Origin of the sequence: Pantoea graminicola (genome assembly GCF_048452665.1) — a bacterium.
In the GTDB taxonomy this organism is placed as follows: Bacteria; Pseudomonadota; Gammaproteobacteria; order Enterobacterales; family Enterobacteriaceae; genus Pantoea.
Map to the genome: position 1 here is coordinate 201,198 of NZ_JBLWSJ010000008.1, position 23,894 is coordinate 225,091.

At 57.8% G+C, this 23,894-nt stretch carries 20 protein-coding genes; 3 read left to right on the top strand and 17 right to left on the bottom strand.

What is annotated here, in order from left to right; all coding sequences use genetic code 11:
• The first annotated feature begins 11 nt into the window (after nt 1–11).
• Complete coding sequence (locus ACNY69_RS17890; protein ID WP_111141090.1) at nt 12–1,145, top strand: ROK family protein; 1,134 nt, start codon at nt 12–14, stop codon at nt 1,143–1,145.
• Between the two features lie 52 nt (nt 1,146–1,197).
• On the opposite strand, the gene xylR is transcribed toward ACNY69_RS17890, so the two are convergent.
• The 4 genes from xylR to xylF all read right to left on the bottom strand — a co-directional run bounded on the left by xylR (nt 1,198) and on the right by xylF (nt 6,188).
• The gene (gene xylR, locus ACNY69_RS17895; RefSeq protein WP_293773538.1) at nt 1,198–2,376 is read right to left on the bottom strand and encodes a D-xylose utilization transcriptional activator XylR; all 1,179 of its coding nucleotides are present in this window, start codon (nt 2,374–2,376) and stop codon (nt 1,198–1,200) included.
• Nucleotides 2,377–2,469: 93 nt separating this feature from the next.
• Complete coding sequence (gene xylH / locus ACNY69_RS17900) at nt 2,470–3,654, bottom strand: xylose ABC transporter permease XylH (RefSeq protein ID WP_111141088.1); 1,185 nt, start codon at nt 3,652–3,654, stop codon at nt 2,470–2,472.
• Nucleotides 3,647–5,167, bottom strand: a complete 1,521-nt coding sequence (locus ACNY69_RS17905) for a xylose ABC transporter ATP-binding protein (protein WP_418799406.1) — start codon at nt 5,165–5,167, stop codon at nt 3,647–3,649. The genes xylH and ACNY69_RS17905 overlap by 8 nt, the downstream gene beginning before the upstream one ends.
• Before the next feature lie 28 nt (nt 5,168–5,195).
• Nucleotides 5,196–6,188, bottom strand: coding sequence for a D-xylose ABC transporter substrate-binding protein (gene xylF, locus ACNY69_RS17910; RefSeq protein ID WP_111141404.1), 993 nt, complete (start codon nt 6,186–6,188; stop codon nt 5,196–5,198).
• Between the two features lie 343 nt (nt 6,189–6,531).
• Between xylF and xylA the strand changes: the two genes are divergently transcribed.
• Both xylA and xylB read left to right on the top strand, forming a co-directional pair.
• Nucleotides 6,532–7,854 carry a xylose isomerase gene (xylA, locus tag ACNY69_RS17915; protein WP_293773545.1) on the top strand — a complete coding sequence of 441 codons (1,323 nt, stop codon included), beginning with the start codon at nt 6,532–6,534 and terminating at the stop codon, nt 7,852–7,854.
• A gap of 17 nt (nt 7,855–7,871) precedes the next feature.
• The gene (xylB, locus tag ACNY69_RS17920; protein WP_293773548.1) at nt 7,872–9,314 is read left to right on the top strand and encodes a xylulokinase; all 1,443 of its coding nucleotides are present in this window, start codon (nt 7,872–7,874) and stop codon (nt 9,312–9,314) included.
• Nucleotides 9,315–9,430: 116 nt separating this feature from the next.
• Here the strand turns inward: xylB and ACNY69_RS17925 are convergent, their stop codons facing one another.
• From ACNY69_RS17925 to atpH, 13 genes are all read right to left on the bottom strand, one after another.
• Nucleotides 9,431–10,672 (bottom strand): MFS transporter, encoded by a 1,242-nt coding sequence (locus tag ACNY69_RS17925; RefSeq protein ID WP_111141401.1) that lies wholly within the window; start codon nt 10,670–10,672, stop codon nt 9,431–9,433.
• A 104-nt stretch (nt 10,673–10,776) separates the two neighbouring features.
• Nucleotides 10,777–11,511, bottom strand: coding sequence for a phosphate signaling complex protein PhoU (gene phoU, locus ACNY69_RS17930; RefSeq protein ID WP_009088225.1), 735 nt, complete (start codon nt 11,509–11,511; stop codon nt 10,777–10,779).
• 17 nt (nt 11,512–11,528) lie between these two features.
• Complete coding sequence (gene pstB, locus ACNY69_RS17935) at nt 11,529–12,302, bottom strand: phosphate ABC transporter ATP-binding protein PstB (RefSeq protein WP_111141400.1); 774 nt, start codon at nt 12,300–12,302, stop codon at nt 11,529–11,531.
• A 44-nt stretch (nt 12,303–12,346) separates the two neighbouring features.
• The gene (gene pstA, locus ACNY69_RS17940; RefSeq protein ID WP_111141399.1) at nt 12,347–13,237 is read right to left on the bottom strand and encodes a phosphate ABC transporter permease PstA; all 891 of its coding nucleotides are present in this window, start codon (nt 13,235–13,237) and stop codon (nt 12,347–12,349) included.
• Nucleotides 13,234–14,196, bottom strand: coding sequence for a phosphate ABC transporter permease PstC (gene pstC, locus ACNY69_RS17945; RefSeq protein WP_013359566.1), 963 nt, complete (start codon nt 14,194–14,196; stop codon nt 13,234–13,236). The genes pstA and pstC overlap by 4 nt, the downstream gene beginning before the upstream one ends.
• An 87-nt stretch (nt 14,197–14,283) precedes the next feature.
• The gene (gene pstS / locus ACNY69_RS17950; RefSeq protein ID WP_111141398.1) at nt 14,284–15,327 is read right to left on the bottom strand and encodes a phosphate ABC transporter substrate-binding protein PstS; all 1,044 of its coding nucleotides are present in this window, start codon (nt 15,325–15,327) and stop codon (nt 14,284–14,286) included.
• A 166-nt stretch (nt 15,328–15,493) separates the two neighbouring features.
• Nucleotides 15,494–17,323, bottom strand: a complete 1,830-nt coding sequence (gene glmS / locus ACNY69_RS17955; protein ID WP_418799409.1) for a glutamine--fructose-6-phosphate transaminase (isomerizing) — start codon at nt 17,321–17,323, stop codon at nt 15,494–15,496.
• A 153-nt stretch (nt 17,324–17,476) separates the two neighbouring features.
• Complete coding sequence (glmU, locus tag ACNY69_RS17960; protein WP_128084225.1) at nt 17,477–18,847, bottom strand: bifunctional UDP-N-acetylglucosamine diphosphorylase/glucosamine-1-phosphate N-acetyltransferase GlmU; 1,371 nt, start codon at nt 18,845–18,847, stop codon at nt 17,477–17,479.
• Nucleotides 18,848–19,007: 160 nt separating this feature from the next.
• A complete protein-coding gene (locus ACNY69_RS17965) occupies nt 19,008–19,427 on the bottom strand; it encodes a F0F1 ATP synthase subunit epsilon (RefSeq protein WP_008926374.1) in 420 nt (139 codons plus the stop codon).
• 24 nt (nt 19,428–19,451) lie between these two features.
• A complete protein-coding gene (atpD, locus tag ACNY69_RS17970) occupies nt 19,452–20,849 on the bottom strand; it encodes a F0F1 ATP synthase subunit beta (protein WP_111141395.1) in 1,398 nt (465 codons plus the stop codon).
• Nucleotides 20,850–20,879: 30 nt separating this feature from the next.
• Nucleotides 20,880–21,746 (bottom strand): F0F1 ATP synthase subunit gamma, encoded by an 867-nt coding sequence (gene atpG, locus ACNY69_RS17975; protein WP_418799412.1) that lies wholly within the window; start codon nt 21,744–21,746, stop codon nt 20,880–20,882.
• Between the two features lie 52 nt (nt 21,747–21,798).
• Entirely contained in the window at nt 21,799–23,340 is a 1,542-nt protein-coding gene (gene atpA, locus ACNY69_RS17980) for a F0F1 ATP synthase subunit alpha (protein WP_003849532.1), read from the bottom strand.
• A 14-nt stretch (nt 23,341–23,354) separates the two neighbouring features.
• Nucleotides 23,355–23,888, bottom strand: a complete 534-nt coding sequence (atpH, locus tag ACNY69_RS17985; RefSeq protein WP_111140951.1) for a F0F1 ATP synthase subunit delta — start codon at nt 23,886–23,888, stop codon at nt 23,355–23,357.
• Nucleotides 23,889–23,894: the final 6 nt, after the last annotated feature.

Below are 23,894 nucleotides of genomic sequence, written 5' to 3' on the forward strand. Positions count from 1 at the left end.
GTGAACCCGTGATGAAAACGAACGGCAAAGGCCCTGCACTACTGCGACTGAATAATCAGAAACGCGTGATGGCCCGGTTGCGTAAACAGCGAGTCACGTCGCGTCAGGAGCTGGCGGAGGCGCTGGCGCTCAGCAAGAATACCGTGTCGTTAATCATTGACGATCTGCTGGAGCAGGCGCTGATAGAGGAGCTGGGGCCAGTCAGCGTGGCGGCCGCCGGGCGGCCCAAGATCGGCATCCGGCTGCGGCCGGAAAAACTGCAGAGCGCAGGCGTGATGGTGGAACGCAACGTCATCCACTGGCGGGTCTGTGACTACTTTTCTCAGGTACTGGCTGAACAGACGCTGCGAACCGACACCAGTAACCCGAACCGGTTACTGGCCGAGCTGGCCACGCTCTGCCGCCAGCTCACCGAACGTTACCCCCATCTGCTCGGCATTGGCCTGGGCTTTCCGGGCATCGTCGATCCCCGGCGCGGCTGGATGCATATCTCGTTGCCGCTGGAATGGCAGGATGTTGACCTGCTGACCTCGCTGCGCAGGCAGATTCAGCTGCCCATTCGCATTATGAACAATGTCAAAGCGGCGGCGCTGCTGGCGGTGGAGCAGTGTGGATTACCCACAGAGAGCGGCCACTTCTATCTGCGCGTGTCTGAAGGGATTGGCGGTGCACTGATCCAGCACGGGGACGTCTTTACCGGGCACAGCTGGACCGCCGGAGAGGCGGGACATCTGATCGTTCAGCCCGGCGGACCGCGTTGCAGCTGCGGTCGCCGCGGCTGTCTGGAAGCGCTGATCAGCAAACCTGCCGTCAATCAGCAGCTGGCGCAGCGCCAGCCAGGCTTGAGCTGGCAGAGCCGGGACAGTGCGACGCGGGTAGTGGATGAGGTGATGACGCAGGCTGGCGGCTTTCTGGGTGCCGCGCTGGGTCAGATCATGCTGCTGCTCAACCCGGCCACCATCATCATCGATTGCCCGTGGAACGTCAGTGAGACATTCTGTCAGGCGGTGCGCAAAACGGCCCAGAGCAACACGCTGGCCTTTACCGCTTCCCACACGCAGCTGCACTTTCCCGAAAACCGGATAGATCCGGCCAACGGCCTGGCGCTGGCGGTGATCGAGGAGAGTGAGCAGCGGCTGATCTAGTGGCGCGGGCCGCACCGATTTACAGGCCTCGCTTCACACCCGGCGCGCTCTGCTACAGCACATTCTCCCCGTGATGCTGGCGATACTCTTTCGGCGTGGTGTCGTAGCTTTTGCGAAACACCGAGTAGAAATACTGCAGTGAAGGATAGCCGCACATCTGCGAGATCTCATTGATATTGAGTGAGGAAGAAGCCAGCAGTTCGCGCGCTTTTTCCAGTTTTTCGCGGTGGATCATCGCATGAATGGTGTCGCCGGTTTCATCCCGAAAACGCTTCTCCAGGTTGGAACGCGACAGCCCGACGGCATCCAGCACCTGCTCCACTTTAATCCCCTTGCAGGCGTTGAAGCGGATATAGTGCATCGCCTGAATCACCGCCGGATCGCGCAGCGAGCGGAAATCCGTTGAGCGCCGGGCGATGACCTTCACCGGCGGCACCAGAATGCGCTGAAGCGGCAGCGGCTGCTTATCCAGCAGCCGGTGCAGCAGTTTGGCCGCCTGATAGCCCATCTGTCGCGAGCCCTGCGCCACCGAAGAGAGCGCCACCCGCGACAGATAGCGGGTCAGCTCCTCATTATCGATCCCGATCACCGTAAGCTTCTCCGGCACCGGAATCTTCAGATGCTCACACGCCTGCAGCAGATGACGCGCCCGCGCATCCGTGACGGCGATGATCCCGGTCTGCGGCGGCAGCGTCTGCAGCCAGTCTGCCAGCCGGTTCTGGGCGTGCTGCCAGTTATCCGGCGCGGTTTCCATCCCCTGATAAACCACACCCTGATAGCGCTCGCGTCCCACCAGTTTACGGAACGCCTGTTCCCGCTCCTGCGCCCAGCGCTTGCCGCTGGACGCCGGTAAACCGTAGAAGGCGAAGCGGTTAATCCCCTTCTCTTTCAGATGCAGAAAGGCTTTTTCGACCAGCGCGGCGTTGTCTGTGGCGATATAGTGCACCGGCGGATAATCTTCCTGGCGATGGTAAGAGCCGCCGACGCCGACGATCGGAACAGAGACGTTCGACAGCAGGGTTTCGATGGAGCGATCGTCATAGTCAGCGATCACCCCATCGCCCAGCCACTCGCGGATGTTGTCGATGCGACAGCGAAAATCTTCTTCGATGAAGATATCCCAGTCAGTCTGAGACGCCTGCAGATACTCCCCGACGCCCTCAACAACCTGACGGTCATACACCTTGTTGGCATTAAACAGCAGCGTAATGCGATAACGTTTATCATGCATGGTGGCGCGTTCCCTTAAATCCTCAGCGCATTGCATAACACGCCTGAAAGGGGCAAAAAAATTGTTTGCGCCACAATGTGATCGCCCGCGCGATTACACCCGACGTCGCGTGGCGGTATCCATCCACACCGCCAGCAGCAGGATCGCGCCCTTCACGATGTACTGCCAGAAGGTCGGCACATCCATCATGCTCATGCCATTGTCGAGCGAGGCCATAATAAAAGCCCCCATAACGGCCCCCGCCACCGATCCGACCCCACCCGCCAGGCTGGTGCCGCCGATGACGCAGGCGGCGATAGCATCCAGTTCGGCGATGTTCCCCGCCGAGGGTGAGCCAGCGCCCAGTCGCGAACTGAGGATCAGCCCGGCAATCGCCACCATCACCCCATTAATGGCAAACACCGCCAGCTTGGTACGCGCGACGTTAATGCCCGACAGGCGCGCGGCGTCGATGTTGCCGCCGATGGCGTAGATGCGACGGCCAAAGGCGGTACGGGTTGCCATAAACATGCCCGCCAGCAGCAGCACGGCCAGCAGTAACACCGGCGTAGGCACGCCGCGATAGTCATTGAGCAGCCAGATAGCACCCAGCACCAGGATGGCGGTGATCGCCTGACGTCCCACGGTGCCGCTGGCTGCACCCTGTGGCAGCCCGAGCTGCTGACGACGCAGCCGCAGCCGCCACTGCCAGAGCATAAACAGCGCCAGACCGGCGATGCCAAAGCCGAAACCGACGCCACCTGGCAGATAGCTCTGACCGATCTGCGACATGCCCGGCGTGATGGGCGCCACGGTGGTGCCATCGGTGATGCCGACCAGCACACCACGGAAGGCGAGCATCCCCGCCAGCGTCACGATAAACGAGGGCACCTTGCGGTAGGCCACCCACCAGCCATTCCAGGTGCCCAGCAGCAGCCCCATCACCAGCGTCACCACGATGGTCAGGGGCAGCGGCCAGCCGAGCCAGACGTCAAAAATGGCCGCCGCGCCGCCCAGCAGCCCCATCATCGAACCCACGGAGAGATCGATCTCGGCTGAGATAATCACAAAGACCATGCCGACCGCCAGAATGCCGGTGATGGCGGTCTGACGCAGCAGGTTAGAGACGTTACGCGCGCTGAGCCAGGCGCCATCGGTGGTCCAGGTAAAGAACAGCGCAATCAGCACGATCGCGCCCAGCATCACCAGAACCTGCAGATTGGGCAGCGTGAATCGGCCCGGTGACGGCTTGCCCGGCGTACCGGAGAGGCGACCTGGGGTACTTTCACTTTTAAGCATAATGTTCACTCCGCAGGGCGGCTTCCATCACCTGCTCCTGAGTCAGATTGTCGTTAATCAGATCGGCTTTGATCTGCCCTTCATGCATCACCAGAATCCGGTCGCTCAGACCCAGCACTTCCGGCAGTTCAGAAGAAATCACAATCACCGCGATACCCTGCTGAACCAGCGCATTAATCAGCAGATAGATCTCCTGACGCGCGCCCACGTCAATGCCGCGTGTAGGTTCATCGAGGATCAGGATTTGCGGATTCAGCAGCAGACACTTCGCCAGAATCGCTTTCTGCTGATTGCCTCCGCTTAGCCGGCCAATCGGCAGTTCTGAAGAGGAGGTTTTTACCCGCAGCCGCCTGATGGCCTCGTTAATCGCCTGCTGCTCCTGCGCTTCATTCAGCGTGGAGAGCCGGTGACTGAACTGATCCAGCGCCGCCAGGGTGATATTTTTGCCCACCGCCATCAGTGGCACGATGCCATCTTTTTTGCGATCTTCCGGCACCATCGCGATGCCGTGCGCAATGGCGGCGCGGCAATCAGTGATGTTCACCTGACGGCCATTGATCCAGATATCGCCCTGCCAGCGCCCTGGCCAGACGCCAGACAGACACTGCACCGTTTCGGTCCTGCCCGCGCCCATCAGCCCGGCGAGGCCGAGGATTTCACCGCGCCTGAGCGTGAACGAGACATTGTTGACGCGCCGGATATGGCGATTGACCGGATGCCAGGCGGTGAGGTTTTCGACTTTCAGTATCTGTTCGCCAATCTGATGCGGCGAATGGGGATAGAGGGTGGTCAGCTCACGGCCGACCATCATCGTGATGATGTCATCTTCGCTCAGGCCCGCCGCCGGTCGGGTGGCGATATGCTGGCCGTCGCGGATCACGCAGATGACGTCGGAGATCGCCTTTACCTCATTCAGCTTGTGGGAGATGTAGATGCAGGCGATGCCGTGTTCGCGCAGGTTACGGATGATGCCGAGCAGCACATCCGTCTCCTGCTCCGTCAGGGAGGAGGTCGGCTCATCGAGAATCAGCAGCCGGACCTGCTTGTTCAGCGCGCGGGCGATCTCCACCAGTTGCTGCTGGCCCAGGCCTAACTCACCGACCCGGGTGGCGGGTGAGACATTCAGCCCGACCCGCGCCAGCAGTTGCTGACAGCGCAGCGTCATGGTTTCGTCATCCACCATGCCGAAACGACTGAGTTCGGCCCCCAGGAAGATGTTCTCCATCACCGTCAGCTGCCGCACCAGCGCCAGCTCCTGATGAATAATCACGATGCCCTTACGCTCGGTATCGCGAATGGTCTGCGCCTGAATTTCGTCGCCAGAGAAGTGAATCTGCCCCTCAAAATCGCCGTGCGGATAGAGTCCGCACAGGATCTTCATCAGCGTCGATTTTCCTGAACCATTCTCCCCGCACAGCGACATCACCTCGCCCGCCTCCAGCTGCAGGCTGATGTCATTCAGCGCCTTTACGGCCCCGAAACGCTTGGTGATGTTTTTCATTTCCAGCAGCATAGATGGTCCTCCCTCACGCTCTGCGCGGTCAGAGTTCGCTCTGTTTGTGGAAGCCGTCTTTCACCACGGTGCTTTCGATATTGTCTTTATTAACCGGGATCGGCTTCAGCAGCCGTGACGGCACATCTTTGAGGCCATTATTCAGCTTGCTGTTGCTGGCAGGTGTTTTACCGTCGCCCAGCTCGACGGCGATTTTCGCCGCTTCGGTAGCCAGCTCGGTAATCGGTTTGTAAACCGTCATGGTCTGAGTGCCCGCTTTGATGCGCTTAATCGCCGCAAGATCCGCATCCTGACCGGAAATCGCCACTTTTCCTGCCAGCCCCTGCGCACTCAGCGCCTGAATTGCACCGCCAGCGGTGGCATCGTTAGAAGCCACCACCGCATCGATATGGTTTCCGTTAGCGGTCAGGGCGTTTTCCATGATTTTCAGGGCATTTTCCGGCAGCCAGGCATCGACCCACTGATCGCCGACAATTTTAATTGCGCCTTTATCAATATAAGGTTTTAACACTTTCATCTGTCCGGCACGAAACAGACGGGCGTTATTATCCACCGGTGAACCACCCATCAGAAAATAGTTGCCCTGAGGCACCTGTTTCACAATGCTTTCAGCCTGCAGCTCACCCACTTTTTCATTATCGAAAGAGATATAGAAGTCGATATCGGCGTTATTTATCATCCGGTCATAGGCCAGAACTTTAATGCCTTCCCGTTTCGCTTCGGCGACAACGTTACTCAATACCTGACCGTTATAGGGAATAATGACCAGCACATCGACACCGCGGTTGATCATATTTTCAATCTGCGACATCTGGGTCTCTTCATTACCGTTGGCTGACTGAACAAACACTTTAGCGCCCAGCGTTTCAGCCTGTTTCACGAAAATGTCACGATCCTTCTGCCAGCGTTCGAGTCGCAAATCATCAATCGCCATGCCGATCTTCACTTCTTTTGCCACGCTGGTCTGGCTGAACAGCGCCAGCGCCGCGCAGGCGGCTAACAGTGCATGTTTCATCTTCATTAGGGTTATCCTGTAGGTTGAGGCTATTGTCGTTTCAGGCCGATAAACCAGGCGGATGAATTGTTGCCCTTCTTTTCCGGTTACAGCAATTACTGATTTTTATCCGGCTATTACGTTTTTTGGTTTATTTCTTTTTTTATGAGCGCGATCGAGGTTTCACCTTTTTCGGACAGGTGAGAAATCTAAAAACCCGGTTATCAGAGAAGGATAATTTGCGACTCAGCGCACAAATAATAATTATCTGAAACCCGGAGTGAAATATCGTAATTGAGCCGGGACAGTCGCCTCTGTCAAATAGGGCTTCAACGCAGACCATTCGGGTACTGATGCTAAGGAGCAAACCATGCACGCTTATTTCGATCAGATCGACCGGGTTCGTTATGAAGGCACCCAGTCGACTCATCCTCTCGCTTTCCGTCACTACAATCCCGACGAGCTGATCCTCGGTAAGACCATGGCGGAGCACCTGCGCTTTGCCGCCTGTTACTGGCACACCTTCTGCTGGAACGGCGCGGATATGTTTGGCGTCGGTGCCTTTGATCGCCCCTGGCACAAAAGCGGCGATGCACTGCAGCAGGCAAAACTCAAAGCCGATGTCGCTTTTGAGTTTTTTTATAAGCTGAATGTCCCCTGGTACTGCTTCCACGATGTTGACGTTTCGCCGGAAGGGGATTCGCTGCGCAGCTACAAAGAGAACCTGGCCGCGATGACCGATAAACTGCTGGAAAAACAGCAGGAGACCGGCGTGAAACTGCTGTGGGGTACGGCAAACTGCTTTACCCATCCGCGCTACGGCGCCGGGGCCGCCACCAATCCCGATCCAGAGGTCTTTGCCTGGGCCGCCACCCAGGTCTGCAGCGCCATGCAGGCCACCAAAACGCTGGGTGGCGAAAACTATGTGTTGTGGGGCGGTCGTGAAGGGTATGAAACCCTGCTGAATACCGATCTGCGTCAGGAGCGTGAGCAGATTGGCCGCTTTATGCAGATGGTGGTGGAGCACAAACATAAAACGGGCTTCCAGGGAACGCTGCTGATTGAGCCAAAACCGCAGGAGCCGACCAAGCATCAGTATGACTACGATGTCGCTACCGTCTATGGCTTCCTGAAACAGTTCGGGCTGGAGAAAGAGATCAAGGTCAACGTTGAGGCGAATCATGCCACCCTGGCCGGTCACTCTTTCCATCATGAAATTGCGACTGCGATTGCGCTGGGTATTTTTGGTTCGGTGGATGCCAACCGTGGCGACGCGCAGTGCGGCTGGGATACCGACCAGTTCCCGGTCAGCGTGGAAGAGAATGCGCTGGTGATGTACGAAATCCTCAAGGCGGGCGGCTTTACCACCGGTGGCTTAAACTTTGATGCCAAAGTGCGCCGTCAGAGCACGGACAAATATGACCTCTTCTACGGCCATATTGGCGCGATGGATACCATGGCGCTGGCGCTGAAGGTCGCGGCTCGCATGATCAGCGATGGCGAACTGGATAAGCGTGTGGCGCAGCGTTACAGCGGCTGGAATGGTGAGTTCGGCCAGCAAATTCTGAAAGGGGAGTTTTCACTGGCGACGCTGGCGGCGCATGCTCAGCAGCAGCAGCTTAATCCGCAGCATCAGAGCGGACGCCAGGAGCAGCTGGAAAATCTGGTGAATCACTATCTGTTTGATTTCTAAACCTTCAGGAGCAGAGCATGTTTATCGGGATCGATTTAGGCACCTCCGGCGTCAAAGTGGTGCTGATGGATGCACAGGGCAACGTGGTGGCCACGGAAACGGCGGCACTGCAGGTTTCACGTCCGCAGCCCTTGTGGAGCGAACAGGATCCCGAGAGCTGGTGGCAGGCGCTGGATGTGGCGATGCAGGCGCTGAGTGCGCAGCAGGATCTGCAGGCCGTGCAGGCCATTGGGCTGAGCGGGCAGATGCACGGGGCGACGCTGCTCGACAGCGCAAACCGGGTATTGCGTCCCGCCATGCTCTGGAATGATGGACGCAGTGAGGCGCAGTGCCGTGAGCTGGAGCAGAAAGTGCCGGATTCGCGGACGATCACCGGTAACCTGATGATGCCCGGCTTCACGGCGCCCAAGCTGCTGTGGGTACAACAGAACGAACCGGCTATTTTCAGTCAGATTGCGCATGTCCTGCTGCCCAAAGATTATCTGCGCTGGCGAATGAGTGGCGACTTTGCTACCGATATGTCCGATGCTGCCGGCACGATGTGGCTGGATGTGGCTCAGCGTGACTGGAGCGACGTGATGCTGCGCGCCTGCGATCTCAGCCGCGATCAGATGCCGAAGCTCTGTGAAGGCAATGCGCAGACCGGCACGCTGCACGCGGACCTGGCGACCCGCTGGAAGATGAAGGTGGTGCCGCTGGCGGCGGGCGGCGGCGACAACGCGGCGGGCGCGGTGGGCGTCGGCATGACGGAGCCGGGTCAGGCGATGCTGTCGCTGGGCACCTCGGGCGTCTATTTCGTGGTGAGTGACGGCTACCTGAGTAACCCACAGCGTGCGGTCCACAGCTTCTGTCACGCCTTACCGCAGCGCTGGCACCTGATGTCGGTAATGCTCAGCGCGGCGTCCTGCCTCGACTGGGCAGCCACGCTGACCGGCTGCCGGGATGTGCCTGAACTGCTGGCTGAAGCTGAGCGCGCGCGCAATGATGTGCCGTCGCTGTGGTTTCTGCCCTATCTTTCCGGCGAACGTACCCCGCATAACAACCCCAATGCCCGGGGCGCGTTCTTCGGCTTCACCCACCAGCACGGGCGGCCGGAGTTGGCTCGTGCGGTGCTGGAAGGAGTCGGGTTTGCGCTGGCGGAGGGGATCGACGTGGTGCATGAGTGTGGCGTTAAGCCTGAGAGCATTATGCTGATCGGCGGCGGCGCGCGCAGTGCGCTGTGGCGTCAGATGCTGGCGGATATCAGCGGTCAGACGCTCGATTATTGTCATGGCGGGGAAGTTGGCCCCGCACTGGGTGCGGCACGGCTGGCGCAGCAGGCGCTGGATCCCGGCGTGACCGTGCCGACACCGGCGCGGGTGCAGCGCCATCAGCCGGATCCGGCCAGGATGGCCGGTTACGCATCACGCCGGGCGACTTTTGCCGCCCTTTATCAGCAGCTCCTGCCGCTGATGCATTAACCTCACAGGGCTGCCAGGCCCGCCTGCACGGTAGCCTGGCAGTCTGCTCTCTCTGTCAGCGCCCGACTGGATGGCAGCGCCGGAAAGCGGTTTTCCGGCGCGTTCTCATCACTGCATCAGCCAATCGCGCCCAGCGTGTCTTCCTGCCCCTGCTTCTTCGGCAGCAGGAACAGGGTCGCCACAATATCCAGCAGGTAAATCAGCGCCAGCAGGGTGATGGCTGCGGTGAACGAGAACTGACTCGCCAGCAGACCGATCACCACCGGGCCAAAGCCGCCCACGCCACGCCCCAGATTAAACAGAACGTTTTGCGCGGTGGCGCGCACCTGAGGCGGGAAGGTATCGGAAATCAGCGCACCGTAGCCGCCAATCATGCCGTTAACGAACATCCCCATGATGGCGCCGGTAAAGAGCATCATGGTCGGGTCACGGAGCTGTGCATAAATCACCACCATCGCTACCGCGCCAAACTGATAGAGCAGGAAAATTTTCCAGCGCGCAAAGCGATCGGCCAGCACGCCAAACAGCCAGATGCCAAAGGTCATGCCGACGACGGTCACGGCGGTCCAGAGGCCCGACTTTGTCAGGCTGAAGCCAAAGCTGGAAGAGAGGTAGCTCGGCATCCAGATCATCAGTCCGTAATAGCCAAAGTTCTGCACGGAGCAGAGGATAAAAATGCCGAGGCTGGCTTTGGCGGTGGCGCGGTCACGCACCAGCAGCTTCAGGCGCGCCGGAAACGAGAGCGACGGCACATGCTTAACCTGCTTCTGATACGCTTCCGGTTCACCCATGCCACGGCGGATGGCAAAGGAGACCAGCGCAGGCAAAACGCCCACCAGGAACATGCCGCGCCAGCCGATCAGCGCCAGCAGCGGGGGCGTGATAAAGGCCGCCATCAGCACGCCCAGCTGCCAGCCCATGCCGACCCATGCTGAGGCGCGATTGCGCTTCTCCACGGGCCAGGCTTCGGCAATCAGCGCCATGCCGATACCAAACTCGCCGCCCAGACCGACCCCTGCCAGCGTCCGCCAGGCGAGCAGATCCCAGTAGCCCTGCGCGACTGCGCACAGGCCGGTAAAGATCGAGAAAACCAGGATCGTGACGGTCAGCATACGGATGCGACCAAAACGATCGCTGAGATGGCCAAAGACGATGCCACCGATAACCGCGCCAATCAGCGTCCAGGTCACCAGCGATCCCGCCTGTGATGGATTGAGCGCCAGCGAAACGCTGATAGCCGGCAGCATAAAGCCGAGTATCAGCAGGTCAAATCCATCCATGGCATAACCACTGACCGCAGCCAGCATCGCTTTGCCAGGCGTCACGCCCGGCTTAGATTGGGGAGAAGGGGAGATCATTGCGCACCTCTGAAAGAAAAGTGTCGCAATTATAAAGAGAGTTCAGGATGTGACCAATCGAAAAGGGTTATCCCTGCGCCGTTCAGGCGCAGGGATCGATTTTATCAGGAGGGGCGGTTGCTGCCATCGTCACCCGACAGCAGCTCGTCGAGCCGGTCGCCGCCGACATGACGGAAATCCTGACCTTTGACAAAATAGAAGATAATCTCGCAGATGTTCTGGCAGCGATCGCCGATGCGCTCAATGGCACGGGCACAGAACAGCGCCGTCAGCACGCTGGGAATGGTGCGTGGATCTTCCATCATGTAGGTCATGAGCTGGCGCACAATCCCTTCGTACTCTTTATCTACCTTCTTGTCTTCGCGGTAGATGGTGATCGCTTCATTGAGATCCATGCGCGCAAAGGCATCCAGCACGTCATGCAGCATCTGCACGGTGTGACGCCCCAGCGACTCCAGGCTCACCAGCAGCGGCAGGTGCTGCTGACCAAACTTCTCCAGCGCCGTGCGGCTGATCTTTTCCGCCACGTCGCCGATGCGCTCCAGCTCGGAGATGGTTTTGATGATCGCCATCACCAGGCGCAAATCGATCGCGGTGGGCTGACGCTTGGCGATGATGCGCACGCACGCCTCATCAATCTCCACCTCCATCATGTTGACCTTCTGGTCGCCGTCGATCACCCGCTGCGCCAGTTCGCCGTCCAGGTTATGCATCGCGGTAATGGCATCGGTCAGCTGCTGCTCAACCATGCCGCCCATGATCATCACCTGGGTACGGATATGCTCCAGCTCGGCATTAAACTGACCGGAGATGTGTTTATTCAGATTCAGATTATCCATGTTGATCTCCTGTCAGATCAGCCGTAGCGGCCGGTAATGTAATCTTCGGTTTGCTTCTGTGCGGGCTTGGTGAACAGCGTGTCGGTGTCGCTGAACTCAATCAGTTCGCCCAGATACATGAAAGCCGTATGGTCAGAGCAGCGGGCCGCCTGCTGCATGTTGTGCGTCACGATCACCACGGTGTAGTCCTGTTTCAGCTCGGTGATCAGCTCCTCGATACGGCCTGTGGAGATGGGGTCCAGCGCGGAGCAGGGTTCATCCAGCAGCAACACTTCCGGCCGAATCGCGATGCCGCGGGCGATACAGAGACGCTGCTGCTGGCCGCCGGAGAGACTGTAACCGCTCTGATGCAGCTTGTCTTTGGTTTCGTTCCACAGGGCTGCCTTGGTCAGCGCCCACTGCACGCGCTCATCCATATCGGCACGCGAGAGCTTTTCAAACAGGCGAACGCCAAAGGCGATGTTGTCATAAATCGACATCGGGAACGGCGTCGGTTTCTGGAAGACCATGCCCACACGGGCGCGCAGCAGCGCGATATCCTGCTGGGTGGCCAGAATGTTTTCGCCATCCAGCAGAATGTCCCCTTCTGCCCGCTGCTCCGGATAGAGTGAGTACATTTTATTGAAGGTACGCAGCAGGGTCGACTTACCGCAGCCCGAGGGCCCGATAAACGCAGTTACCTGATTCTTAGCGATATCCAGGTTGATGTTCTTCAGCGCATGAAACCTGCCGTAATAGAAGTTCAGATTACGGACCTGGATCTTACCGGCTGATGCTGTCGCGATACTCATAATTCATCTCTCTTATACGGCGCCGCACAGGGCCGCGCCGGAAATTAACCGTGTTTACCTTTGGCGAAAATGACCCGCGCCAGAATATTCAGCAGCAGCACGCAGAAGGTAATAATCAGCACGCCTGCCCAGGCCAGGCTCTGCCATTCGGCGAAGGGGCTCATGGCGAACTTAAAGATGGTGACGGGCAGGTTTGCCAGCGGCTGCATCATGTCGGTGCTCCAGAACTGGTTCGACAGCGCCGTGAACAGCAGCGGGGCGGTTTCACCCGCGATGCGGGCGATCGCCAGCAGCACGCCGGTAATAATGCCGGAGACCGACGCTTTCAGGGTGATGGCCGAGATCATCTTCCACTTCGGCGTGCCGAGCGCATAAGCCGCTTCACGCATGCTGTCCGGCACCAGACGCAGCATGTTTTCAGTGGTGCGGATCACAATCGGCACCTGCAGCAGCGCCAGCGCAATCACCCCGGCCCAGCCGGAGAAGTGCTGCATCTGCGACACTACGAGGGTGTAGACAAACAGGCCGACCACAATCGAAGGCGCCGACAGCAGAATGTCGTTAATAAAGCGGATCACCTCTGACAGGGCGGATTTACGCCCATATTCCGCCAGATAGATCCCGGCCATGATGCCCAGCGGCGTACCGAAGAAGGTCGACCAGAAAATCAGTAAGCCACTGCCCGCCAGGGCGTTGGCCAGACCGCCACCTGCCGTGTTCGGCGGCGGAGTCGATTCGGTAAACAGCGACCAGGAGAGGCCATCCACGCCGCGCGTGACGGTGGTGAACAGGATCCACACCAGCCAGAACAGCCCGAATGCCATCGTCAGCATCGACAGCGTCAGCGCAATTTTATTTTTGGTGCTGCGCCAGGCCTGCATTTTGCGGCGTGACGCTTCCAGTTCGGCGCGCGCCTGAATTTCAATAGTGGTCATGAGCGCGCTCCTTCACTTTTCGCCAGGCGCATAATCATCAGTTTTGAAATCGCCAGTACGATAAAGGTAATCACAAACAGGATCAGACCCAGCTCCATCAGCGCCGCAACGTGCACGCCCGACTCCGCTTCCGCGAACTCATTAGCCAGCGCCGAGGTGATGCTGTTGCCCGGCATAAACAGCGACGGGCTGTCGAGCTGGTAGGTGTTGCCGATAATAAAGGTCACTGCCATCGTCTCACCCAGCGCACGTCCCAGCCCCAGCATCACACCGCCAATCACGCCGTTTTTGGTAAACGGCAGCACGATGCGCCAGATCACTTCCCAGGTGGTACAGCCGATGCCGTAGGCGGACTCTTTCATCATCACCGGAGTCTGCTCGAAAACGTCACGCATCACCGAGGCGATGTAGGGGATGATCATGATCGCCAGAATCACGCCCGCCGCCAGGATCCCGATCCCGAACGCGGGGCCGGAGAAGAGCTCGCCGACAATCGGAATGCCCGACATCACGTCGTTGACCGGCGTCTGAAAATATTCGGCAAACAGCGGCGCAAAGACAAACAGGCCCCACATGCCGTAAACAATACTCGGAATTGCTGCCAGCAGTTCGATGGCGGTGCCCAGCGGGCGACGCAGCCAGCCTGGCGCGAGTTCAGTCAGGAACAGCGCGATGCCAAAGCTCACCGGCACGGCGATGATCAGCGCGATAATGGAGGTCACAAGGGTGCCGTAAATCGGTACCAGTGCGCCAAACTGTTCGTTGGGCGCATCCCAGGTTTTGGTCCACAAAAAGGCGAAACCAAATTTCTGGATGCTGGGCCACGAGGAGATGATCAGGGAGACGATAATGCCGCCCATCAGTAACAGGACAATCAGCGCCGCCAGCCTGACCAGCGCGCCAAAAATTCTGTCACCCTGTTTGCCTGGGGCTTTGAATGCCGGCTTCGTTGCAGCCATAAAAGTCTCGGTCTTCAGAAGTTATCAGGGCGGCATCACGCCGCCCGTTGGGTCTGACCGGCGCAGTGTCCGGTCAGGATCGGTCCATTACTGATAAAGCGCCTTACCAGAGCTGTCTTTGATGTTGGCTTTCCAGGCCGCGCGAATCTGTTCGGTCACGCTATCCGGCAGCGCAGCGTAATCCAGCGCGGTGGCCGTTTTACTGCCGCTTTTGAACGCCCAGTCAAAGAACTTCAGCACTTCTGCACCCTTGGCCGCATTCGCCTGGTCTTTGTAGATCAGGATGAACGTGGTTGAGGAGATCGGCCAGGCATCCGCCCCCTTCTGGAAGGTCAGATCCTGGGCGAACGATTTGCTCCAGTCTGCGCCTTTCGCCGCATTGCTGAAGCTGGTTTCGCTCGGCGCGACCGCTTTGCCATCGGCATCCACCAGTTTGGTGTAGGTCAGGTTGTTCTGTTTGGCGTAGGCGTATTCCACATAGCCGATTGAGCCCGGCAGACGCTGAACAAAGGCAGCGACGCCGTCATTGCCCTTACCACCCAGACCCACCGGCCAGTTAACGGTGTTGCCTTTACCAATTTTGCTGTTCCACTCTTCGTTCACTTTCGCCAGATAGCTGGTGAAGACGAAAGAGGTGCCTGAACCGTCAGCGCGGCGTACCACGTTGATGTTGGTTTCCGGCAGTTTCACGCCCGGGTTGAGTTTAGCGATCGCCGGGTCGTTCCACTTTTTGATGGTGCCGAGGTAGATGTCACCCACGGTTTTGCCATCCAGCGTCAGCTGACCTGACTTGATCCCTGGCAGGTTCACCGCCAGCACCACGCCACCGATCACGGTCGGGAACTGGAACAGGCCGTTTTTCTGCAGGTCTTCCTCTTTCATCGGCGCATCGGACGCACCGAAATCCACGGTTTTGGCGATGATCTGCTTCACGCCGCCAGATGAACCGATACCCTGGTAGTTAATCTTGCTACCGGTGGCTTGCTGATATTCTGCTGCCCACTTGGCATAAACCGGCGCCGGGAACGTCCCGCCTGCGCCGGTGAGATCGGTTGCCGCAAAAGCAGATACCGCGCTTACAGCGAAAGTGGTGGCGAGGAGTCGGGCTACGGTGCTACGCATCAGTGTCATGTTCCCTCCAGGGGAGAAAAGTCAGGCTCGGGGCCGTTTTAGTAAGAGTCAGTGATTGCTGCAGGAGGGAAAATAGGACAGTTTGATGACAGTGAAATGTACGAAATGTGACAGTTATATGACAGTGCGCTGAAATGAAGCGGGCCCGCGACGGGGCCCACTTTTTTTATTCCACGGTAACGGATTTCGCCAGGTTACGTGGCTGATCGACGTCGGTGCCTTTGATCAGGGCGACGTGATAGGAGAGCAACTGCAGCGGCACGGTGTAGAAGATCGGTGCTATCACCTCTTCGACGTGCGGCAGCGGGATAATCTTCATTCCGTCGCTGTCGCTGAAGCCTGCATCCTGGTCGGCAAAGACGTAGAGCAGGCCGCCACGCGCGCGCACCTCTTCGATGTTGGACTTGAGCTTCTCCAGCAGTTCATTGTTAGGCGCCACCACGATCACCGGCATATCGGCATCGATCAGCGCCAGCGGGCCATGTTTCAGCTCGCCGGCCGCATAGGCTTCCGCATGAATGTAGGAGATCTCCTTGAGCTTCAGCGCCCCTTCCATCGCGATCGGATATTGATCGCCACGGCCCAGGAACAGCGCATGATGCTTGTCGGAGAAGCCTTCGGCCAGATTTTCGATCAGCTTATCCTGCGCCAGCATCTGCTCGATGCGGCTCGGCAACGCCTGCAGCGCATGCACGATCTCATGCTCGGTGTCGGCAGACATCCCTTTCAGACGGCCCAGTTTGGCCACCAGCATCAGCAGCACCGCGAGCTGAGTGGTAAAGGCTTTGGTGGAGGCAACGCCGATTTCGGTGCCCGCTTTGGTCATCAGCGCCAGGTCCGATTCCCGCACCAGGGATGAACCGGCCACGTTGCAGACCGCCAGCGACCCCAGGTAGCCCAGCTCTTTCGAGAGGCGCAGCGCCGCCAGCGTATCGGCCGTTTCACCGGACTGCGACAGGGTAATCAGCAGGCTGTTCCTGCGCACCGCGGATTTGCGGTAGCGGAACTCCGAGGCGATCTCAACATCGCAGGGAATGTTTGCCAGCGACTCAAACCAGTAGCGGGACACCATGCCGGAGTTGTAGGAGGTGCCGCAGGCGATAATCTGGATATGCTCGACCTGGCTCAGCAGCGCCTCTGCGCCCGCGCCCAGTTCGCTGAGGTCAACCTGCCCGTGGCTGAACCGGCCGCTCAGGGTACTTTTCAGCGCCATCGGCTGTTCGTAGATCTCTTTCTGCATATAGTGACGGTAGATGCCCTTGTCACCGGCGTCATACTGCAGGTTCGATTCGATCTCCGCGCGCGTCAAGATGCTGCCGTCACGATCGACGATGGTGACATCACGACGGCTGATCTCCGCGATGTCGCCCTCTTCCAGATAGATGAACCGGCGGGTGACCGGCAGCAGGGCCAGCTGATCCGAGGCGATGAAGTTTTCGCCAACGCCACGGCCGATAACCAGCGGACTGCCTGAACGGGCGGCCACCAGCAGTGACGGATCGCGGCTGTCCATGATCACCATACCGTAGGCACCGCGCAGCTGCGGGATCACACGCAATACTACTTCGCGCAGCGAACCGCCCTGCTTCTGCTCCCAGTGGATCAGATGCGCCACCACTTCGGTGTCGGTTTCGGAGGCAAAGACGTAGCCGCGAGCGATCAGCTCTGCGCGCAGCGGCTCATGGTTCTCAATGATGCCGTTATGCACGATGATGATGTGCTCTGAGACGTGCGGATGCGCGTTCGCCTCAGACGGCTCACCGTGGGTGGCCCAGCGCGTATGCGCGATACCGGTGCCCCCAATCAGCGGCTGCTGTTCGGCCGCTTCCGCCAGTTTCTGCACTTTTCCCAAACGACGCAGGCGCGTCACGTGCCCCTGACGATCGACCACGGCCAGCCCGGCCGAATCATATCCGCGATACTCAAGACGACGCAGACCTTCCAGCAGAATCTCTGCGATATCGCGCTGTGCTACTGCACCAACAATTCCACACATAATGATGTTTTCCTGACTACATGGCTTTTCGCCACTTCTGTTGTCATGCGACCTGATATCCGGCGTTGCCGGTTCCCCGAGCCTTGTAGAGAGTGGGGATTATAGTTCTGGCACTGCACTGCACCGGCCCGCGTAAAGCGGGCCGTTAAAATTTTATTTTTTCTTCACCGGACGCTGCCAGTCCGCTTTGTGGTTCTGCGCTTTGCGGTTATAGACCAGACCCGCCTCAGTCACATCCTTCATGATGGTGGTGCCTGCCGCAATGGTGGTGCCTGCCGCCACGCTGACCGGTGCCACCAGCTGCGTGTCGGATCCCACAAAGACATCATCGCCAATCACGGTTTTCGATTTATTGGCGCCATCATAGTTACAGGTAATGGTGCCCGCGCCGATGTTCACGTTGTCGCCAATCTCGGCATCACCGAGATAGGAGAGGTGACCGGCTTTTGATCCCCTGCCCAGGCGCGCTTTCTTCATTTCAACGAAGTTGCCTACGTGAGCGGCGGCCGCCAGCTCGCTGCCGGGACGCAGACGGGCAAAGGGGCCAACGGTACAGGCGGTCGCGAGATTGGCATCCTCGATCACCGAATAGGGACTGATTTCGCAGTCATCACCGATCACGCTGTTTCTGATGATGCAGCCCGCGCCGATTTTTACGCGCGCGCCCAGCGTGACCTGGCCTTCAATAATGACGTTAGTATCGATCTCCACATCCCGGCCATGCGTCAGCGTGCCGCGCAGATCGAACCGCGCCGGGTCGCGCAGCATCACGCCCGCCAGCAGCAGTTTTTCCGCCTGTTCCGCCTGGAAGGTGCGCTCTAATGTCGCCAGCTGAAGCCGGTTATTCACGCCGTCGGTTTCGCTGATGCGTGTCGGATGGACGGCGTTAATCACCCGCCCCTCCTGATGCGCCAGCGCGATGATGTCGGTGATGTAATATTCGCCCTGCGCATTATTGTTGGTGAGCTGCGCCAGCCAGCGTTTCAAATCGCCGCCGTTGGCGATCAGGATGCCGGTATTGATCTCATTAATGCGGAGCTGCGCCGGGCTGGCATCTTTCTGTTCGATAATGCCGACGATAGTGTCGTTTTCGCGCACAATGCGGCCATAGCCGGTGGGATCGTCCAGCACGACGGTGAGTAAGCCGATGCCGCCCTCGGGTTTTGCTTCACGCAGACGCTGCAGCGTGGCCTCAGCGATCAGCGGCACGTCGCCGTAGAGCATCATGATATCTTCATCATCGGCAAACGCGGGTGCCGCCTGCTGCATGGCATGGCCGGTGCCGAGCTGCTCCGCCTGCAGCACCCAGTTAAGTGTGCTGTCGGTCAGCGTCGCTTTAAGAAGATCGCCGCCGTGACCATAAACCAGATGCACCTGCTGCGCACCCAGCCCTTTAGCGGCATCAATCACATGCTGAACCATCGGTTTGCCTGCCAGCGTGTGCAGCACTTTAGGCAGATCGGAATACATACGGGTGCCCTTGCCAGCGGCCAGGATCACCACACTCATCGCACTGTTAGACATAACCATCCTGAGTGAATTTTTACGGGTGAAAGTAAAGCGGTTTGGGGTTGAGATTACTACATTTTTCTCAGGCCGAAATTAGGCGAACAGGCCGATCGTGCCCGTCAGACAAAAAAAATGCCAGCCCGAGGGCTGGCATTTCGTGACGCATAAAGCTGGATTACATCGCTTTTTTGGTCAGTTCGATCACGCGCAGTTTAGCAATGGCTTTCGCCAGCTCGGCAGAGGCCTGAGCATAGTCCACGTCGCCGTGGCTGCTGTTCATGTGCTCTTCTGCTTTGCGTTTTGCTTCCAGAGCACGCGCTTCATCCAGATCGGTACCGCGAATCGCGGTATCGGCCAGGACGGTGCTGCTGCCCGGTTGCACTTCCAGCACGCCGCCAGAGAGGTAAATATACTCCTCTTCGCCGTGCTGTTTCACGATACGGATCATTCCAGGCTTAATGGCAGTCAGCAGCGGCGCATGGCCAGGGAAAATCCCCAGTTCACCTTCGCTACCTGACACCTGAATTTTCTGTACCAGACCAGAGAACAGCTGTTCTTCTGCGCTGACCACATCCAGGTGATAAGTCATAGCCATAATCTTCCTCCCGGGAAACCGTTATTACAGTTTCTTCGCTTTTTCCACGGCTTCTTCGATGGCACCAACCATGTAGAAGGCCTGCTCTGGCAGGTGGTCAAACTCACCTTCCATGATGCCTTTAAAGCCACGGATAGTGTCTTTCAGCGTAACGTATTTGCCCGGTGAACCGGTGAATACTTCCGCAACGAAGAACGGCTGAGACAGGAAACGCTGGATCTTACGCGCGCGTGCCACCAGCAGTTTGTCTTCTTCAGACAGCTCATCCATACCGAGGATGGCGATGATGTCTTTCAGCTCCTGATAACGCTGCAGCAGTGACTGAACGCCACGCGCAACATCATAGTGCTCCTGACCCACAACCAGCGGATCCAGCTGACGGCTGGTGGAATCCAGCGGGTCAACGGCCGGGTAGATACCCAGAGAGGCGATCTGACGGCTCAGCGTTACCGTTGAGTCTAAGTGCGCAAAGGTGGTCGCTGGTGACGGGTCAGTCAGGTCATCCGCAGGAACGTAAACGGCCTGTACGGAGGTGATTGAACCGGTCTTGGTGGAGGTAATACGCTCCTGCAACACACCCATCTCTTCGGCCAGCGTTGGCTGGTAACCTACCGCAGATGGCATACGACCCAGCAGTGCAGAGACTTCTGTACCGGCCAGGGTGTAACGGTAGATGTTATCGATGAACAGCAGAACGTCGCGGCCTTCATCACGGAATTTTTCCGCCATGGTCAGACCGGTCAGTGCCACGCGCAGACGGTTACCCGGCGGCTCGTTCATCTGGCCATAGACCAGGGCAACTTTATCGATAACGTTTGAGTCGGTCATTTCGTGGTAGAAGTCGTTACCCTCACGAGTACGCTCACCCACACCGGCAAACACAGAGTAACCTGAGTGCTCAGCCGCGATGTTACGGATCAGTTCCATCATGTTGACGGTTTTACCTACACCCGCACCACCGAACAGACCCACTTTACCGCCTTTGGCAAACGGACACATCAGGTCGATAACCTTGATGCCGGTTTCCAGCAGTTCCTGCGAGTTAGACTGTTCTTCATAAGAAGGCGCTGCGCGGTGAATAGAGGCGATCTCTACTGCGCTGCCATCTTCTTCTTTCAGGTCGCCTTTCATATCGATTGGCTCGCCGAGAACGTTCATGATACGGCCCAGTGTCGCTTTACCGACGGGTACCTGAATCGGTTTCTGCAGGTCGTTGACGCTCAGACCACGCTTCAGGCCGTCAGACGTACCCATTGCAATGGTACGTACTACGCCGCCGCCCAGCTGCTGCTGAACTTCCAGCACCAGACGCGCATCACCATTCATCACCTCAAGGGCGCTGTACACTTGCGGTACCGCGTCCTGAGGGAATTCGACGTCAACAACGGCGCCGATAATCTGGACAATCTTTCCAGTTGCCATCTTGAATCCTCTACCTAATTCCAAACCTGGTTAAACCGCGGAGGCCCCCGAGACGATCTCGGTAAGTTCCTGGGTGATGCTGGCCTGACGAGCTTTGTTGTAAATCAACTGCAGCTCTTTGATCAGATTTCCGCCGTTGTCGGTTGCGGCTTTCATCGCCACCATACGTGCGGCCTGCTCACTGGCCAGATTTTCCACCACACCCTGATAAACCTGCGATTCGACATAACGACGCAGCAGGGTATCCAGCAGCGCTTTCGGATCGGGTTCGTACAGGTAATCCCAGGTCTTCGCCTTCATCTCTTCTTCACCTTCCGCTGGCGCTAACGGCAGCAGTTGGGTGATGGTCGGAGTCTGAGACATGGTGTTATTGAACTTGTTACTGACGATCATCAGCTTGTCGATGCGGCCTTCATCATAGGCCTGCAACATCACTTTTACCGGGCCGATCAGATCTGACAGGGCAGGTTTATCGCCCATGCCGCTGACCTGTGCCACAATATTGCCACCGACAGCACTGAAGAATGACGTCCCTTTCGAACCGATAATCGACAGATCGCTCTGAACGCCTTTATCGGACCAGGACTTCATATCCGCCAGTAATTTTTTGAACAGGTTAATGTTCAAACCACCACAAAGCCCGCGGTCTGTTGAAACGACCAGGTAGCCGACGCGCTTCACGTCGCGCTCTTCCAGGTAAGGGTGCTTGTATTCCAGATTACCCAACGCAAGGTGACCAATCACTTTGCGCATGGTGTCTGCATACGGACGGCTGGCCGCCATGCGTTCCTGCGTTTTACGCATTTTGGAGGCGGCGACCATTTCCATCGCTTTGGTGATCTTCTGCGTGTTTTTCACGCTTCCGATCTTGCTTCGTATCTCTTTTGCGCCGGCCATTAGCTTCTCCTCAAAGCCTTGCGGCCTGCCTTTTCAGACAAGCCGCCAGACATTACCAGGACTGGGTTGCTTTAAACGTATCGATGAGGCCTTTCAGCTTCGCTTCGATATCGTTGTTAAAGTTGCCAGACTGGTTGATTTCAGCCATCAGCTCAGCGTGGTCGCGATCGGCGAAGGCCAGCAGCGCAGCTTCGAAGCTGCCAATTTTTGCCAGTTCAACGTCGTTCAGGTAGCCACGCTCTGCAGCGAACAGAACCAGACCCTGCTGCGCGACAGACATCGGCGCATACTGTTTCTGCTTCAGCAGCTCGGTCACTTTCTGACCGTGGCTCAGCTGTTTGCGGGTTGCATCATCCAGATCGGAAGCGAACTGCGAGAACGCCGCCAGTTCACGATACTGTGCCAGCGCGGTACGGATACCACCGGACAGTTTTTTGATGATCTTGGTCTGAGCAGCACCACCCACACGGGATACCGAAATACCTGGGTTAACCGCCGGACGAATACCGGAGTTGAACAGGTTCGATTCCAGGAAGATCTGACCATCGGTAATCGAGATTACGTTGGTCGGAACGAACGCAGAAACGTCGCCCGCCTGGGTTTCGATGATCGGCAGCGCGGTCAGTGAACCGGTTTTACCTGTCACAGCGCCATTGGTGAAACGTTCTACATAATCAGCGCTTACGCGTGATGCACGTTCCAGCAGACGGGAGTGGAGATAGAACACGTCGCCAGGGAAAGCTTCACGACCTGGTGGACGACGCAGCAGCAGCGAGATCTGACGGTAAGCGATAGCCTGCTTGGAGAGGTCATCATAAACGATCAGCGCATCTTCACCGCGGTCACGGAAGTATTCACCCATCGCACAGCCGGCGTATGGAGAGAGATACTGCAGCGCAGCAGATTCAGACGCAGACGCCACAACAACGATGGTGTTCTGCAGTGCGCCATGCTCTTCCAGCTTACGAACCACGTTGGAGATGGTTGAGGCTTTCTGACCAATCGCAACGTAGACACACTTGATGCCTGAATCGCGCTGGTTGATGATCGCATCGATTGCCATTGCGGTTTTACCGGTCTGACGGTCACCGATGATCAGCTCACGCTGGCCACGGCCGATTGGAATCATCGCATCGACGGACTTATAACCGGTCTGAACCGGCTGGTCGACTGACTGACGATCGATAACGCCTGGCGCGATCACTTCAACCGGTGAGAAACCATCGTTGTCGATGGCGCCTTTACCGTCGATAGGCGCACCCAGGGTGTTCACGACGCGGCCCAGCAGGCCACGGCCTACCGGTACTTCAAGAATTCGGCCAGTACACTTAACCTTCATGCCTTCGGCGAGGTCAGCGTAAGGACCCATCACCACTGCACCAACCGAGTCACGCTCGAGGTTCAGGGCGATAGCGTAACGGTTACCCGGCAGGGCAATCATCTCACCCTGCATTACATCGGCCAGGCCGTGTACGCGGATGATACCGTCACTTACAGAAACAATCGTACCTTCGTTGTGAGCTTCACTCACGACATTGAACTGAGCAATGCGCTGCTTGATCAGTTCGCTGATTTCGGTGGAATTCAGTTGCATATGCTCCAGTCCCCTTAAGACTGCAAGACGTCAGCCAGACGGTCAAGACGGCCGCGTACGCTGCCATCAATAACCAGATCACCCGCACGGATGATCACGCCTGCCATCACAGACTTATCAATTTTGCAATTCAGCTTAACTTTGCGTGACAGACGTTTTTCCATCGCGGCGCTGATTTTATTCAGCTGGTCGTCACTCAGCGTACTGGCGGAGATAACATCGACTTCAGCGGTAGCTTCGTGAGCGTCACGCAGTTCGATGTAAAGAGCCAGTACAGCCGGAAGCGCTGTCAAACGTCCGTTTTCCGCCATCACCTTAATCAGGTTCTGCGCGGGTTCATCCAGTTGATCACCACATACTGCGTTAAACGACGCTGCCAACGCTTCAGGTGCTAATGCACCGGAAAGAAGATCAGCCATCTGTTCATTGCGAGCCACTTCTGCGGCAAACGCCAGCATCTGTTGCCAGCGTTCTATACTTTGATGCTCAACAGCAAAGTCAAAAGCTGCTTTGGCGTAGGGGCGAGCTACAGTAATCAGATCAGACATCAGCCC